Source organism: Pseudoalteromonas sp. J010, from assembly GCF_003934235.1.
GTDB classification, from domain to species: Bacteria; Pseudomonadota; Gammaproteobacteria; order Enterobacterales; family Alteromonadaceae; genus Pseudoalteromonas; species Pseudoalteromonas peptidolytica.
On sequence record NZ_RDBW01000019.1, the window covers coordinates 127,208 to 142,905 of the forward strand.

Here is a 15,698-nt window from a genome sequence, read left to right on the forward strand (position 1 = left end):
TTTCAGTTGTCTCAATTAAGTGATGTATTTGGGGGTTAGCAAACCTTGGGATAACACCGCACCGGCGCTGTGTTCTGGCCAAAACTCTCTGGCTAGATTTGGAAACAATTTAGTGTGACTTTAAAAATTACCTATTAGCCGACTCCTTATCCAAATCTTTGGCTATTTACGCTTTGCCGTTGCTCCTACAAACTTGAATTTACTACTGTCGTGAACAATAGTTAGAACTTACCTAAGCTCGCATTTTTTGGTATCAGACAGTAACACAATATCTTATTGGCTCTGGGCTTTTTAGTGTTGTGTGTGTCGTGTTTTTACCAAAGCGTTTTCCCTTACTCAGTTCAGGTTAGTTGGGCGATGAAAGTAATATTTTCAGGTATTAGCATTGTGCTTCTGATAGTGGTGTTGATGGCCGATAAATTTGCTTTATTTAACCTGAACCTCTTTGTGTATTGTGCCTTATGTTTCGTTATATTAGCGTTACTGTTGTGGTGTTTCAGGTGCGGTGTATCACGGCAACAAAGTATTCACTTAGGAGCTGATGCACCCTTTCCTCAGCTGTTGCTAGATGGCTCAGGGGTAGTTGTACAGGCTAACGATCAGGCGCGGTGTTTGTTTGCTGATGTTGCTTCTGTGGAAGGGGAGTCATTAGACGCTTTAATCTCGGTCTCAAATACTAAACCAGAGTCAGAACAAGGGTTATTACCTGTGTTACTTGGCCAACTGAATCCAAACTGTACTCTTAAGTGTGACGGTAGCGCGATGACGGCTAACGTTGTGCCACTGTATTTTAATGGCTCACATTGTCGCTATATATGTATTTTCAAAGACATGAAAAAAGAGGTAGAGCTAACTGAGGCCTTTGAAGCAGAGAAAGAGCTGCTCGAAGTTACATTAAACTCAATAGGAGATGGAGTGATATGTACTGATACTCAGGGTGTTATTACTTATGTCAATCCTGTGACGGAAGCGGTGTTGGCGATGTTGAGCGAAGAAGTCGTGGGGCGGCATTTTGATGATGTGATGTCTATGTATCACGAGGTGACTAAAACACCACTCAACGAATTTCCTGAACGTTGTCTCAAGCAAGGCCATACAATTTGTCTACCTGAACTTACTTCTATCACTAATCATTTAGGGTTAACCTTTGCAATCCAAGATTCATTTTCGCCAATCATAGCTAAAGATGGTACATACCTGGGAACCGTGATGGTGTTTCAGGATGTCACAGAATCAAGGCTTATGGCGAAGAAAATGAACCATCTGGCTCATCATGACTCCCTCACGGGCCTGCCAAACAGACTATTACTTCATGATCGACTCGTTCAGACGTGCAAAAGAGCCAAGCGGGTGCGGCATCAATTTGCTCTGATATTTGTAGATGTGAATAAATTTAAGAAAATCAATGACTCTCTCGGCCATGATTACGGAGACTTACTCCTCAAAGAAATCGCAAGTAGGCTCACTGGGCAAATCAGGCGGTGTGATACTGTTGCAAGAGTGGGCGGAGACGAATTTGTGATACTCATTGACAGTATCAAAAACAAAAAATATGTCCGAAAAGTGATTAGTAAAATATTGGCGTGTGTTAATGGTCAATATACGCTCGAGCGAGTAACTATCAAAGCTTGCGTTAGCGCTGGAGTCGCTATTTATCCAGATGATGGCGAGGACTCTGAAGCATTAATAAAACATGCCGATGCCGCTATGTACCGAGCTAAGAAAATAAAACAGACAGAGTTTCAATTTTATAACGCTCGTTTAGACCATGAAGCTGAGAAGCGGCTGCAACAAGAGAGCGACCTTATTGCAGCGATACAAAATCAAGCATTTGTGCCTTTTTATCAACCAATTATTGATGCCCACACACGAAAAATTAAAAAACTAGAAGTACTAGCTAGATGGCAACAGGGCGATCAACTACTGCTACCGAAAGACTTCTTTGAAGTTGCCTGTGACGGTGAATTGATGATTGAAATCGGTCAACAAATCCGTCAGCGAGCCCTACGTGCAATGCAGACTTGGTGCAGTACTTTTGACAATCTAATTATCACGTTTAACTTTTCTTTGGTGGAGTTAACAGATCAAACGTTGATGAAGCAGTTTTTAGCACAGATTGCACAACATCAAATAGCGTATCGCCAAGTTGAAATAGAAATTAAAGAAGTAGATATCATTGATTTAATCGAGACTGCACCAACTATTTTACAGGAGCTAGAACAAACCGGGATTCGTATTGCTATCGATCATTTTGGTATTGGTCATGCTAACATGCTGTACTTACAAGATTTTGTATTCGACGCAGTAAAAATCCCACCGGCATTTTTGGCTTCATCAGAGTCTTTAGCTTCACAGAATAATCTAATCAAAGTGGTAGTCCAAATAGCAAAAACACTTGAGATCGAGAGTACAGCTGTGGGTGTCGAAACACCGATACAAGCAAAGTCATTAAACCTTGCGGGGTGCCACCTGATCCAAGGAAACCACCTATATCCCCCTCTATCAGAAACTGACGTCACGCCAATACTGAGTGCTTACATGAGTATAGAGCGACGTAAAGCCAAATAAAATCAGTGGATTGCTACTATGGTGTGTCGACGTGTAATTGATGTCCTTACGCAGGGCATTTCAGGTAATTGTTGTATTGGCCAATCCACGAAGGGCTAGTTGATACAATTAGAGTTGATAAAAGTCCGGTGTTGGAAATGAAAAGTAATGGATTAGAGTCTTTTTTGGTTGAATAAATATAGGACTTAACTGAGCCCTTGTCAGAGTCTTTATTTGAGTAATAGCGAATTTGGTTACTAGCTGCTACATTGTTTCCCAAGTGGAAAGGTTAACATCAAGGAAAATAGATGTGTCACAAGCTGCTTTTTTTATTCTGTATTGTTGCCAGTAGCACAGCCTTTGCGAAGGCTGTGCTTGAGCGTACCATCAAAGAGCGTATTGTTGTTGCAAATACAGTTTCACTGCAAGTGTATCATGTGGCAGGAAGCGATCCGGCTATTGTATTTGAAACTGGCTCTGCTGCGCCCGCAATTTACTGGACTTTGGTGTTAAAAGGTTTGTCACAGCGGGTGCCAAATACGCTGTTGGCATACAATCGTGAGGGCTACGGAAAGAGTGAGCTTAGCCATAGAGCTTATAGTGTAGATACTGACAACCGAAATTTGCAGCAGTTACTAAAAGCGCTGAATATTAGTACTCCGTTCATCTATGTAGGCCATTCTTATGCTTATTATGTGATGCAAAATTACATTACTTATTATCCTGAGCAAATAGCTGCTTTACTCTACGTAGATCCTGTCACAGTCTACTTTATCGATAAAACCCAAGCACTCACCCCTGACAAATTACTACCACCTTTAGATACGTTACCTGACAATGTTTTTGCCAGGGCGTTACGACGTGAAACTCAGGCTTTGAGTGAAACAGTGGCGAGTGTTAGACCTCATCAAATACCTAAAAAGGTCCCATGTCGGGTGATTGCAGCGCAGTATGCGTTTGATCCGAACAAACGTGATCTAAAAGCATGGCGAGAAGGTCAAAATATGTTGGCATCACATTGTAATTCTCAGTTGATTATTGCACAAAATAGCGATCACACCGTGCCAATGAAAGCACCTCAAATAGTGATAGAGCAAGTGATACAACTCGTTCAAGAATTAACACCCAAAAAGGGGCTGTAACTTGATGAATATTTTATTGCAATTATCAGTGGTGGCGCGGGATTGATGAAATAATGCCTTTAAAAATAAGGCGTTGAAAAAACAAACAAGAAAATTTTGAGGTTTGTCATTAACGAGTCATATTGCTGATTAAAAATACATTGACTTAGGGTGGAATCCCTATATGATGTTCATAGACAGAATTTGAGTCAGTGTTTTAAAATCTCCATTACGTTGTTGTATAAGTGTTTGCTTGTAGTAGTACCGTCCTGAAGTTTTATCCACTCTACAAATTTAGGTCTATGCGCCCACATGGGCATAGCTCATCAATGCAAAGCATTGGTTTTTGTTTTTATATCAGGATTAGTATTATGTCTAACACTCTTACAGGTACCGTTAAGTGGTTTAACGAGTCAAAAGGTTTTGGTTTCATCGCTCAAGAAAATGGCCCTGACGTGTTCGCACACTTCAGCGCAATCAAAGGTGACGGTTTCCGTACACTTGCTGAAGGCGAGAGAGTAGAATTCACAGTAACTGATGGCCAAAAAGGTCCTCAAGCTGAGAACATCGTTAAGCTTTAATCGCTTAATAGATGAAGAAAAAGCAAGCTATGGCTTGCTTTTTTTGTGTTTGTAATTGAACGAATATCGACTTGTGCCCATCAGCTTAATGAAGTGATCTCTTTTGAGACGAGAAAATCTTGTCTATAACACGGCTATCGCGTACTGCTCTCGCTAAGGTACCTACATCCATATCGGCAAGGCAAAAATTTTGCTATTTAGTTGTTCTAAATAAGAAATTTTTAACGCTGTTAGCGTCGGGTTTACTCCTTCAAATTGCGCAAGTATCAAGTCTAATTGGTATTTGCATCAGATTTGCTCCCTCAAATTGGTATATTATTTCTGTGTGTCTTGGCGAGATTTTCAAGCGTAGTGATCGCCGAAGCATAAATCTCTCGTGATGTTTTACTGAGCCCGCCGCTAGCCGCTGAAATTTCAAATGTACGCTTCATATCTCCAAGTAAATCAATCTTTTCATGTGGGTTTTCAGTCATTGATATCGGCGCGCCGATAGCCATCATCTGACCTGAATCAATAAATCCGCCTTCGAATAGTTCTCGGGACATAGTTCGTGCTTCTGCCGCAGAAATATTGTGAACCTTGTATTTAGAGGCAATAGTTTGCCAATTATGTTCGGCATTGTTAGCGGTTTGGCTAATGGAGACTTGGGTGTCTTTCTGTACCGCTTCAGCCGCTTTTGGTTGATTCAGTCTCTGGCTGCTATAAATTGTTGGTGAGCCAACCCCTTGAGTTTGACTAACAAGCATAGGTAATCCTTTATATGATGAAATATAGATTAATTACTAAGCAATTGCCGTGCCGCAACATTTTGGGTAGCTATTCTTAATTCAATAGCGATTTAAAGACGAATATAGAGGACGCTCTACTCACTTTTACAGTATCATATGCCGATGATACACAGCCTTAAAAGTGATACAGTTAATTATGTCTTTACCTGCTTGCCCCAAGTGCAATTCTGAATATGTTTATCAAGATCAAAGTCAACTAATATGCCCTGAATGTGCTTACGAATGGGATCCTAACGCGACTGCTAAAGAGGACGACTTTCAAGTAAAAGATGCCAACGGCACACTACTCGCTGATGGCGATAAAGTCACGGTGATTAAAGACTTAAAAATTAAAGGCAGCTCACAAGTCATTAAAATTGGCACTAAAGCTTTGGTCAGACGTGTGCTAGATAAGAAAGATCATGAGCTTGACTGTAAAGTTGATGGCGTCGGTGAAATGATGGTGACAGCGAAGTTTGTCAAGAAAGCAAATACTTAAGTGGATAAGTGAGATATTCAAGAGTCCGAGCTAACGAGCTGTTATTTTTTCTTAAGTAAAGATCCTTTTATATGTCAATGGTAGCTTTGTTAAAAAGCGTGAGTGAGAAACAACTAAATGAGATATTCGTTGAGCCGTCTAAGCTAGTATCGTATCTATATGAAGACGAAAGCGGTAAAATATGTGACGTTGACCAAGCGTGGCATGCAATTCATTTCCTACTAAATAAAAGCGTTTGGGAAACCACTTCTCTTGGTGGTTCTGTATTTTTAGGAGGATTCCCCATTTCTGATGAAGATATTGGTTATGGTCCTGCTAGATATTTTTCGACTAAACAGACTAAAGAAATTTCGTCCGAGTTATCGAACATATCTGAAAATCAACTATTAGAAAGCTTCCTTGACTTGGTCAATGAGCCAGAGATTTATCCAGGTTTTGCAGACAGAGAGGAAGATAAAAAATACATCACCCAAAACTTTATTCATTTAAAATAGTTCTTAGCCGAGCTTGCAAAAGCAGAGAGTTGTTTAATTAGTTATATGTGCTAAAAACAGAACAAGTGCCTAACCAGCGTTATATAGCTAGTCAAATTATGGAGGTTTTATGAAATATGGAATTATGTTAGCTTTTTTTATCTTGCTGAATGGTTGTGCCTCAATACCATCTTTTCAGTCAAAAGATAACCTTTCTGAATACGATACTAATAAGCAAATAATATTAGATGATGATGTTATTTATAAAGTAAAAAAGGGTTTTGTTAAATGGTACTTTGGCGTTAAAAAAGGAGTATATACAGCAAAATATCAAGATGATTCTGGTTATTATTTTGAAGGTCTAGGTTATTCTTCCTGCATTGGAACGGAAGGAAAAACTGGAGGTTGTACATCAGAGTTAGTTGGCGGTATATGGCAATCTAAAAGTAATCCACATGACTTTCGCATGTATTACATAGATGGTGTGCCTAGAGGTGAAGAGTCTAATGTACAGGGTTTCGCTCTTATTATTGGTAAATATATCGTAGAAACAGCATCAGCAGAGTTTTCTGGCCAAATCAAAAAAAAGTTGTAATCACGCAATCACAAGTATTTTAGAGTTATTTTCGGCGTTATGTTTTAAGGAGAAAATCTTGGAAGTGTCACTTCGTCAAATTACAAAAGATAATTACGAAGCAGTGTGTGAGCTTGACGTATCAAAGGAACAAGAAGAATACGTTGCTTGTAATATGTGGTCACTTGTTGAATCTATGTTCAACGATGGGTATGAAACCAGAGCAATATACTTGGAAAAAGAGCCTGTCGGCTTCTTTATGTGGGCTAAAGAGTCGATTACAAAGGTTTCAATTTGGCGGTTTATGATTGATCATAAACACCAAAAAAATGGCATTGGTCGTAAAGCGTTAGATCTTGCTTTAGCCGAAATTAAGCAGCTTGCAAACATTAAGGAAATAGAAATTTGCTATAACCCTAAGAATCCTGTGGCTAAGGAGTTCTATTCTAGCTTTGGCTTTGTTGAGGTTGGTATGGATGAAGACAATGAAGATATGCTCGCAGTCATCAGTATTTAAAATATAGCGAGTATATTAAAGGGGGACGAACAAGGCGTGGCCTGCGCGTATTTTTCGCCAATTTTAGCCAAACATTTTTACGCCTTTAAGCAATACATTAGTATTTGGTGAGGCTTATGAGAGTAATTCTAGCTTTGGCAACATTATCTCTAATTGGTTGCTCCCCTATTTGGGAAGAGTTGCCGTATGAAGTTTACTATATTAATGGTATTAAAACTTTAGGTTATAGCATTGGTGAAGGTGCTTATATTGGGCGTATTCATGAGCCTGTAAATATTACCGCTAATAAAAAATATATATCAGTTTATGCTTGCCCATATCAAACTTGCTCTTTTTATTACATTGATAAAATCAAAGATCACGAGTTTGCAGAGCACGACGAATTTGTATTTGGGCCATATACAAATGAGCAATTTGCAACGTTAGTTAAAAAGTTAGGCTTGCCGAGGGTCAGCTCGGAGTGAGCAAAATTCTGAAACATGCTTTAACAAAGGAACACTACACAGTAGGCTTGTGCTTATTCGTTTTGCTTCTGGCCGAATACGCCTGTAATGTCATCAATAGAATCAACTTTAAAGTCATAAAAATTATCCGATGTGATAATTTAATGATCAGTACCTTTTTTGATTCCATATTTGATTTTGTTAAACGGTTGACTTCGGAATAACGAAGGGACGCCACTAGCTAAGTATTTAAGAAGTATGCTTTTGTAAATTCAATAAATGCAGCCAATCTCTTAGCTTGATGTTTATCCTTGTGATAAAGAAGAGAAAACTCAACACTTGGAATATGCCATTCAGTAAACACTTCCACCAACTTTCCTTCGTCTATCGCATTTTGACAATAAATCCGAGGCACGCGTATTATCCCGAGTCCATTAAGGGCACCACTGATTAATACTTGTCCGTTTTTACAGCGTAAGGTACCGTCAATGGAGACGGAATATGATTCATTTGTGTGATGGTGCAAGTAGCGCCAATGTGCAACAGAGCCGGTTAAGCAGCAATGCATTTGCAACTCTTTTGGATGTTTAATCACCGGTTTACCAGTTAAATAATTGGGGCTTGCGAGCGTACACATTTCTATCATACATAGTTGCCGTGCGACAAAACCTGAGTCTTCGAGCTTCCCCATACGAAATGCAACATCAAATTCATCGTTAATTAAGTCAACACGATGGCTACTAAAATCAAGTTCAACAGACACTTCAGGGTGCAGTTTCATAAATTCACTAACGAGACTCGCAACGTAGACTTCACCCAAGTACCCACCAACGCTGTTGACTCGGATATTTCCCTTAAGGTTATCATTATCATTAATGGCATCTACTAGGGCATATTCAATTTTTTGTATTGCGCTATGACATTGAGCAACCAGTTGTTTACCACTATCCGTTAATTTTAATGTTCTTGTTGTTCTTTGTAGCAGCGTCAAACCAGTTTGTTTTTCAAGCGCACTTACTCTTCTTGATATATGTGACCGAGAGACCTTAAGCAACTCTGCCGCGCTAGTGAAGCTACCCTGTTCAGCAACTACGGCAAAAATACGAATATCATCCAAGCTTATTTGGTCAATTATCACTAAACACTCTCCTTATTCTAAAAGATCTAATGAAGCATCATTGTTAGAGTTTAAAATCCGAGCAACTGATTAGTATTACATAGTCGTGATGTTTATTGTTGCTCAGGTGCAACAGTGTTTCAACTGAAATGATATATATGCACTAATAAACTAGCTTTAAGATAGTACCTAGTCACTCAATAGCATTAAAGCTTAATGGAAAAGCGATGGTTTATTGCTTTTCGCTACAAGATGGGTGTTCAATTTTAATCGATAAAAGGTAATCAGATATGAAAAAGCTAGTTGTTGTTACAGGTGCGAGTTCGGGTATTGGTGAAGCAATTGCACGTCAATTAAGCGCACAAGGTCACCCATTGCTGCTGCTTGCACGTCGAGTAGAAAAATTAGAAGCACTGAATTTGCCCAATACGTTGTGCGAAAAAGTTGATGTTACGGACAAACATGCTTTTACAGCAGCAATACTGAAAGCTGAGCAATTATTTGGAGAGGTCGATTTATTAATAAATAATGCGGGGGTTATGCTACTGGGACAAATTGACACTCAAGAGCCAAGTGAGTGGAAACACATGTTCGATGTGAACGTTATTGGGTTACTGAATGGTATGCAAGCCGCACTTGCCCCTATGCTAGAACGAAACACGGGAACTATTATCAACATTAGCTCTATTGCAGGTAAAAAAACATTTCCAAATCATGCGGCATACTGCGGCACTAAATTCGCTGTACATGCCATTTCTGAGAATGTAAGAGAAGAGGCTGCCTCAGCCAATGTTCGTGTAATTACGATTGCCCCAGGGCCAGTTGAAACCGAGTTGCTTTCTCATACCACTTCTGACGACATAAAAGATGGCTATGAAAACTGGAAAAAAGACATTGGTGGAGCGTTGAGTGCCGATGATGTCGCAAGAACGGTTATGTTCGCATACAACCAACCACAAAATGTATGTATTCGTGAGATAGCAATAGCACCGACTAAACAGCAACCTTGATCACAAAAGCAGTAAAGCCGCTCTCCCTTTGGTTGGATACATAAACCAGTTGTAATAAGTGCTTGTTTTAATCGCGCTACCTTATTTGTTAGCTTAACAATAAGCGCTATTGGTTATTTGTAGACTTAACGGGAGAGGCGGTCGCGCTTAATTAATTTGATAGTTCATTCGAACAAATAAACACGCAAGTGACGTGGCATGGTTATCGGGAAGTCTACCTATATTGGTAGCCATGGTAATTTAGATAATATGATTTATAGGCATTATGAACAGTGGTTATCACAAAGCGCCGACCTGTTTGCCGAACAGTCTATATTTTGTGAATATGTAAACCTGATCCAAGCGGCCTATATTATAACAAACCAAGGAAAAAGAACGATTCAGCGATAATTAGAGCATTAAGCCTGAATTATAAAATCGCAAACTTATCTGACGACTTTGCAAGTTGATATAAACGCAAAAACGAAAAAAAGTTAGTGAAATGTGGCTTTAGCGATATCAATCATGTTGGCAAAGTTAATTGCAATATCCTAGCTGCCAAATTTCTCGCTATAGCCAGAAGTAATTGTAAAGGGGGATTACACTTTTCACTTAGCCTACTATTTATAGGGCTTGCCTAAGAAGTAGGTACCACTTATAGTGGGTTTGCAGTGATGTATGATTCAAAAAAGCCAAGGCAAACCTACACAAAAGTGTTTTTTACCATGACTCATCGCTACGTATTTTTCATCAATTAAGTGATTGCTAAGTACAAATGGAGAAAATGTGGAAAATAAAGGAAAGCTGTTCTTTTTTTGTGGCAAGATGGGGTCTGGTAAATCGACAAAGTCTCAGATAGTCGCTACTGAAAATAATGCAATTTTAATTTCAGAAGATGACTGGCTGTCAGCGCATTACCCTTCTCAAATTCAAACTTTTAATGACTACATTAAGTACTCAAACCTCATTAAACCTTTTGTTAAATCTCATGTGCAAAACTTATTAAGTATTGGGGTTAATGTTGTTATGGATTTCCCAGCAAATACTGTCAAGCAAAGGTCATGGTTCGTATCACTATGTTCTGAAGTAAATAGTGATTATGAGCTTTGGTATCTAGCGTTAACCGACGAACAATGTTTAGCTCAAATCGATATGCGTCGGGTTGAAAAACCAGAAAGGTCAATGTTTGATACAGAAGCTGTATTTCATCATGTAACCCAATACTTTGAAGCGCCAACAGCGAGTGAAGGTCTTAATTTGGTGGCTGTGGAAAGTATCGAGTAGCGCAACATTTTCAATGGAACGTTTGGTACTATTTTGAATTAACTTCCGTGCTGTCAGTATAGTAGTTTAGCGGCTCATTACTTAACGTTAGCATAGGTAAATAGGAAATGTAGATGGTACACGCAGCATCAGGGTTGCTTTTTCCCTTACTTATTTTGTTTGCTTTATCGCTACCCATTACTCTGTTTTGGGTGTTTAAGGGCGATGGAAACCGTGGGAAAAGAGGCTTAATTGGGTTTACTCAAATTGCCGTTTTGACGATAGCCACTTTGATGTGTTTTTCTGGTGCTAATATTGTTCAGCAAGCTGGTGTTACAATAGCGTTCATAATCTTAGTAATCATGCTGCTCACACCCATGGTATTTAAAAATCGCTCAAACCTGCAAGATTAAGGCAATGAAGAGATGCTTCAGCTTATGCCCACTAACAGCAAATAGAATCTGATGACGTGAGGAAACCTTGGCTGGAGTTATTGCCAAACTTTGCCGGTATCGAAGAGTCAGATATGACAGATAAGTGCAATGTTAATCGCACTTACCTTAATTTATCAGCTAGATTTCTGCAGCGACTACCGAAATCTCAACAAGCAAAGAATCACGAGCCATGCTCGCTTCAACACAAGCACGCGCTGGTGCATACCCTTGCGGTACCCAAGCATCCCAGACTTCGTTCATTTCGGCAAAGTATTTCATGTCTTTAATATATATTGTTGCAGAAAGGATGTGCTTGCGGTCGCTGCCCGCCTGAATAAGTAGCTCGTCAACTTTTTCAAGCATGGTCTCGGTTTGTTCTTTTATCCCTTGCTCGGCATCTTTACAGACTTGACCACATAGATAAATTGTCCCGTTATGTTTAACTATGCGGCTCATTCGTTGTTTAGTTTCAATACGTTCTATCAAGTTTTTTCCTTGGTTATTTGGTAACGTGAGTAAATTAAGAGTAGCTAATACTACTCTTTTTCTAGAAGATGGACTACCTAACCATTGGTATCGTGAGCAAGACGTGAAGCTGCAACTCTAGCCATCAATGCGTTATTTTATATTTAGCATAAATGGCTTTTATTTTGCCGTCATTAATCATGCGGCTCAGCGCCGTGTTTATTTCCAGCTTTAGCTGTGTCAAATGAGGTTGGAAGCGCATGTGCACCGGCAAGCGGCTTATTCTAAAGCAAGGGGAAAAATCACGATATGTAGGTTGCTGAGAGATATAATAATCGGCGGTTTCTGCGCCAATCATAATATAATCTAGACGGTTATGCTCAAGCTGCGCGAGGAGTTCTTTTTCAGAAATATTCTCGTAAATGGAGATCTTACCTTTACCTAGATGCTCTTCGAATGTGTCGTAGTGGTATCCTCTTACCTTGCCGACGAGCGCACCGTAAAAGTGTTCAGGTTGTTGCTTTCCCTTGCAGTTTACTTTTCGCCCTAATAACACTTCTGTTGAAAAGGCGTAGTTAATACTATATATGCCGGGTACTTTGGCGGCTTTACGCCAAACTGGGTTTACGCCGGGTTCGATGTCTACATCACCGCCATCAAAGTAACGCTGTCCTCTGGCTACAGAAAGTGGAATAAAGCTAAATTGATGTGAGGTCAGGTTGCTCAGCTCCTGAAAAATGTCGACAAATATGCCTGTTGGTTTGCCTTGCTCTTCAAAATAATAGGGTGGGTTTGCGCCATGATACACCAACACAGAATAAGACTGTGCGTTGGCAAGGCCTGTTGCCAGCAGAAATATTGTTGTGATGAGGGGGTAACGCCACATTGCTAATAGTCAGCCTTTTGTCCTATTACATATCATAATATGCAGAATTGTTATCCTGCGCAATGAATGTCGTCGTTACCTCTGTACGTGATGAATGAATCAACGGTAAATTCTATTCACACCATAAAACTGGTGAATAGTGTCTATATTGAAAATTGTCGACAATTTGCGCTTTTCTAGGTTGACGTCAACGTCAACCAACACTATATTGTCTACAACTTAAATAACGATGACTGGCCAACTAATGATGAGCTTTTTAGATGAACAAGCGGTTACTTCCTCTGATAAAGCATTCTTTCGTATGCGAAAGGAGATTGTTGAAGGAGAGATAGCTGCAGGTTCCAAGCTCAGCGAAATGGAATTGTCGACAAAGTATGAAGTCAGTAGAGCGGTTGTTCGTGAGGCAATTAATCGTTTGGAGTCATGTCACTTGGTTGAACGTAAAGCCAACGTTGGAGCACGTGTTGTTACCCTTACACCAGAAGGTTTGATGGAGCTTTATCAAATTCGAGAGGCGCTGGAGGGGATGGCAGCAAGACTGGCTGCACAGTACATGACCGAGGGTGAAGTACAAGATTTAGAAGGTCTTCTGTCGAGCCAATTCGATGAGGTCAAAAATCAACACTCTTACTATCAGGAAGCGGGTGACCTTGATTTTCATTACCGCATTATTCTTGGCAGTAAAAATGCTAGCCTCATCTCTATGCTGGTCAATGGTTTATATCACTTAGTGCGCATGTATCGCGTACAGTTAGGGATGGCAGGGCCTCGGGTTACCACTGCATTTGACGAGCATAAACATATTGTTCGTGCAATCAGTAACCGCGACCCAGAGCTGGCAGAAATACTGATGCGTCGACATATTCAATATTCTAAAAATAATATCGCAGCCAAGTTAGCAAGCAATCAATCACATATATAAGAGAGAACATCATCATGAGCGCAGGAAAAAAATTTCGTGAGGCACTAAAAGCCAATAAGCCGTTACAAATTGTCGGAACTATTAATGCTTACAGCGCGATAATGGCAAAAAAGATTGGCCATCAAGCTATTTATCTTTCAGGTGGTGGCGTTGCTAATGCCTCATATGGTTTGCCTGACTTAGGAATGACATCTTTAAATGATGTAATTGCTGATGTAAGTCGAATTACTTCTGCCTGTGATCTTCCTTTGATGGTTGACATTGATACTGGCTGGGGCGGTGCATTTAACATTGCTAAAACCGTTCGAGATATGGAAAAAGCAGGGGCTGCAGCGGTACACATGGAAGACCAAGTGGCGCAAAAGCGTTGTGGTCACCGCCCGAATAAAGAAATCGTGTCGACAGAAGAAATGGTTGACCGTATTAAAGCAGCAGTTGATGCGCGCACCGATCCTGACTTTTTCATCATGGCAAGAACAGATTCTTTTGCACAAGAAGGGCTAGAAGCGGCAATTGAGCGTGCAAAAGCTTATGTTGCAGCAGGCGCGGATGGCATTTTTGCAGAAGCGGTACAAACAGAAGAACACTATCGCGCATTCAGCGAAGCACTTGATGTGCCCATCCTCGCGAATATCACTGAGTTTGGTAAGACTGAGCTTTGGAATAAGGCTGAGCTAGGAGAGTGGGGGGTAGACATGGTGCTTTACCCATTGAGTGCGTTCAGAGCGATGAATAAAGCGGCAGAGTTGGTGTATCAGTCCATTTTAGAAAACGGTGATCAAAAAGCGGTACTCGATACCATGCAAACCCGTATGGATTTGTATGATTACCTTGGTTATCACGATTATGAGCAAAAGCTCGATGCACTTTTCGCCGAAGGTAAAAATAAGTAAAAAATTAAAGCTGCTGGGGTTACTCAGCAGCACAAAATATCAATACCCAGCAGGTAAAAAAATTCAGGAGACAATAATATGGCTAAAGTACTAAGTGGCGCGGGCCTTCGTGGTCAAGTAGCGGGAAAAACAGCACTATCAACGGTAGGTAAGTCGGGCTCAGGTTTGACTTATCGTGGTTACGATGTAAAGGACCTAGCTGAAAATTGTCAGTTTGAAGAGGTGGCTCACCTTATCCTTAAAGGTAACTTACCAAATCAAACTGAACTGGACGCATATAAAAGTGAGCTAAAAGCAATGCGCGGTTTGCCGCAGGCGTTAAAAGAAGTATTAGAACGTATTCCTGCTGACGCACACCCGATGGACGTATTACGTACTGGCTGTTCAATGCTTGGCAACCTTGAAGGTGAAGCAAGCTTTGACGAGCAAGGTCAAGTAACCGACCGTATGTTAGCGAGCTTCCCAAGTATTATTTGCTACTGGTATCGCTTTAGCCATGATGGCGTTCGTATCGACGTGGAGACGGATGACGACTCAATTGGTGCTCATTTCTTACACCTACTTCATGGTGAAAAGCCAAGTGAGCTGCATGAGCGCGTAATGCACGTGTCACTTATCCTTTATGCCGAGCACGAGTTTAACGCATCAACCTTTACCGCCCGTGTTTGTGCTTCAACGCTTTCTGATATGCACTCATGTATTACTGGTGCGATTGGTTCTCTACGTGGTCCACTTCACGGTGGTGCAAACGAAGCGGCAATGGAAATGATTGAGCGCTTTGAATCTGCGGATCACGCAGAGCAAGAAATGATGGGCATGCTTGAGCGTAAAGAAAAAATCATGGGCTTTGGTCACGCTATCTATTCAGAATCAGACCCTCGTAACGAAATCATCAAACGCTGGTCTGAAAAGCTAGCAGCAGATGTGGGGGATACTGTACTTTACCCTGTGTCTGTACGCTGTGAAGAAGTCATGTGGCGCGAGAAAAAGCTATTCTGTAATGCCGATTTCTTCCACGCATCAGCTTATAACTTCATGAAGATCCCAACTAAATTGTTTACCCCAATCTTCGTTATGTCACGCTTAACAGGTTGGGCTGCACACGTTATGGAGCAGCGCGCAGATAACCGTATTATTCGTCCATCAGCGGAATACACTGGCGAAGAATTACGTCCAGTTCCTGCTATTTCTGAGCGTTAATCGAGCA

Annotated in this window: 19 protein-coding genes; 15 read left to right on the plus strand and 4 right to left on the minus strand. The window is 40.6% G+C overall.

Annotation, left to right across the window (positions count from 1 at the left end; genetic code table 11):
* Positions 1-357: 357 nt before the first annotated feature.
* The 3 genes from EAG18_RS11915 (at position 358) to EAG18_RS11925 (ending at position 4,249) form a co-directional block, all read left to right on the plus strand.
* On the plus strand, positions 358-2,568 hold the full coding sequence (locus EAG18_RS11915) for an EAL domain-containing protein (RefSeq protein ID WP_275557281.1): 2,211 nt from the start codon (positions 358-360) through the stop codon (positions 2,566-2,568).
* 287 nt (positions 2,569-2,855) lie between these two features.
* Positions 2,856-3,689: an alpha/beta hydrolase gene (locus EAG18_RS11920; RefSeq protein ID WP_125252606.1), complete on the plus strand. Its 834-nt coding sequence runs from the start codon at positions 2,856-2,858 to the stop codon at positions 3,687-3,689.
* A 350-nt stretch (positions 3,690-4,039) separates the two neighbouring features.
* Positions 4,040-4,249, plus strand: a complete 210-nt coding sequence (locus tag EAG18_RS11925) for a cold shock domain-containing protein (protein ID WP_010603820.1) — start codon at positions 4,040-4,042, stop codon at positions 4,247-4,249.
* A 302-nt stretch (positions 4,250-4,551) separates the two neighbouring features.
* On the opposite strand, the gene EAG18_RS11930 is transcribed toward EAG18_RS11925, so the two are convergent.
* Positions 4,552-4,995, minus strand: coding sequence for a hypothetical protein (locus EAG18_RS11930; protein WP_125252607.1), 444 nt, complete (start codon positions 4,993-4,995; stop codon positions 4,552-4,554).
* A gap of 178 nt (positions 4,996-5,173) precedes the next feature.
* Between EAG18_RS11930 and EAG18_RS11935 the strand changes: the two genes are divergently transcribed.
* The 5 genes from EAG18_RS11935 to EAG18_RS11955 all read left to right on the plus strand — a co-directional run bounded on the left by EAG18_RS11935 (position 5,174) and on the right by EAG18_RS11955 (position 7,543).
* Positions 5,174-5,515 carry a zinc ribbon domain-containing protein YjdM gene (locus EAG18_RS11935; protein WP_125252608.1) on the plus strand — a complete coding sequence of 114 codons (342 nt, stop codon included), beginning with the start codon at positions 5,174-5,176 and terminating at the stop codon, positions 5,513-5,515.
* 71 nt (positions 5,516-5,586) lie between these two features.
* Positions 5,587-6,009 (plus strand): YfbM family protein, encoded by a 423-nt coding sequence (locus EAG18_RS11940; RefSeq protein ID WP_125252609.1) that lies wholly within the window; start codon positions 5,587-5,589, stop codon positions 6,007-6,009.
* 109 nt (positions 6,010-6,118) lie between these two features.
* On the plus strand, positions 6,119-6,583 hold the full coding sequence (locus EAG18_RS11945; RefSeq protein ID WP_125252610.1) for a hypothetical protein: 465 nt from the start codon (positions 6,119-6,121) through the stop codon (positions 6,581-6,583).
* A gap of 58 nt (positions 6,584-6,641) precedes the next feature.
* On the plus strand, positions 6,642-7,079 hold the full coding sequence (locus EAG18_RS11950) for a GNAT family N-acetyltransferase (RefSeq protein ID WP_125252611.1): 438 nt from the start codon (positions 6,642-6,644) through the stop codon (positions 7,077-7,079).
* 116 nt (positions 7,080-7,195) lie between these two features.
* Positions 7,196-7,543, plus strand: a complete 348-nt coding sequence (locus tag EAG18_RS11955; protein ID WP_125252612.1) for a hypothetical protein — start codon at positions 7,196-7,198, stop codon at positions 7,541-7,543.
* Between the two features lie 220 nt (positions 7,544-7,763).
* Here the strand turns inward: EAG18_RS11955 and EAG18_RS11960 are convergent, their stop codons facing one another.
* On the minus strand, positions 7,764-8,660 hold the full coding sequence (locus EAG18_RS11960; RefSeq protein WP_275557282.1) for a LysR family transcriptional regulator: 897 nt from the start codon (positions 8,658-8,660) through the stop codon (positions 7,764-7,766).
* Between the two features lie 269 nt (positions 8,661-8,929).
* Here EAG18_RS11960 and EAG18_RS11965 point away from each other — a divergent pair, with 269 nt between their 5' ends.
* The 4 genes from EAG18_RS11965 to EAG18_RS11980 all read left to right on the plus strand — a co-directional run bounded on the left by EAG18_RS11965 (position 8,930) and on the right by EAG18_RS11980 (position 11,304).
* On the plus strand, positions 8,930-9,649 hold the full coding sequence (locus tag EAG18_RS11965; RefSeq protein ID WP_125252613.1) for an SDR family oxidoreductase: 720 nt from the start codon (positions 8,930-8,932) through the stop codon (positions 9,647-9,649).
* A 198-nt stretch (positions 9,650-9,847) separates the two neighbouring features.
* Positions 9,848-10,039 (plus strand): hypothetical protein, encoded by a 192-nt coding sequence (locus tag EAG18_RS11970; protein WP_125252614.1) that lies wholly within the window; start codon positions 9,848-9,850, stop codon positions 10,037-10,039.
* A gap of 375 nt (positions 10,040-10,414) precedes the next feature.
* On the plus strand, positions 10,415-10,912 hold the full coding sequence (locus EAG18_RS11975) for an ATP-binding protein (protein ID WP_125252615.1): 498 nt from the start codon (positions 10,415-10,417) through the stop codon (positions 10,910-10,912).
* 113 nt (positions 10,913-11,025) lie between these two features.
* Entirely contained in the window at positions 11,026-11,304 is a 279-nt protein-coding gene (locus tag EAG18_RS11980; protein WP_125252616.1) for a hypothetical protein, read from the plus strand.
* A gap of 159 nt (positions 11,305-11,463) precedes the next feature.
* On the opposite strand, the gene EAG18_RS11985 is transcribed toward EAG18_RS11980, so the two are convergent.
* Both EAG18_RS11985 and EAG18_RS11990 read right to left on the minus strand, forming a co-directional pair.
* Positions 11,464-11,811 carry a RidA family protein gene (locus EAG18_RS11985; protein WP_125252617.1) on the minus strand — a complete coding sequence of 116 codons (348 nt, stop codon included), beginning with the start codon at positions 11,809-11,811 and terminating at the stop codon, positions 11,464-11,466.
* A gap of 124 nt (positions 11,812-11,935) precedes the next feature.
* The gene (locus EAG18_RS11990) at positions 11,936-12,676 is read right to left on the minus strand and encodes a transporter substrate-binding domain-containing protein (RefSeq protein WP_125252618.1); all 741 of its coding nucleotides are present in this window, start codon (positions 12,674-12,676) and stop codon (positions 11,936-11,938) included.
* Between the two features lie 247 nt (positions 12,677-12,923).
* Between EAG18_RS11990 and EAG18_RS11995 the strand changes: the two genes are divergently transcribed.
* The 3 genes from EAG18_RS11995 to prpC all read left to right on the plus strand — a co-directional run bounded on the left by EAG18_RS11995 (position 12,924) and on the right by prpC (position 15,691).
* Positions 12,924-13,598, plus strand: a complete 675-nt coding sequence (locus EAG18_RS11995) for a GntR family transcriptional regulator (protein ID WP_176032818.1) — start codon at positions 12,924-12,926, stop codon at positions 13,596-13,598.
* Positions 13,599-13,612: 14 nt separating this feature from the next.
* Positions 13,613-14,491 (plus strand): methylisocitrate lyase, encoded by an 879-nt coding sequence (gene prpB / locus EAG18_RS12000; protein ID WP_125252620.1) that lies wholly within the window; start codon positions 13,613-13,615, stop codon positions 14,489-14,491.
* A gap of 78 nt (positions 14,492-14,569) precedes the next feature.
* Entirely contained in the window at positions 14,570-15,691 is a 1,122-nt protein-coding gene (gene prpC / locus EAG18_RS12005) for a 2-methylcitrate synthase (protein WP_125252621.1), read from the plus strand.
* Positions 15,692-15,698: the final 7 nt, after the last annotated feature.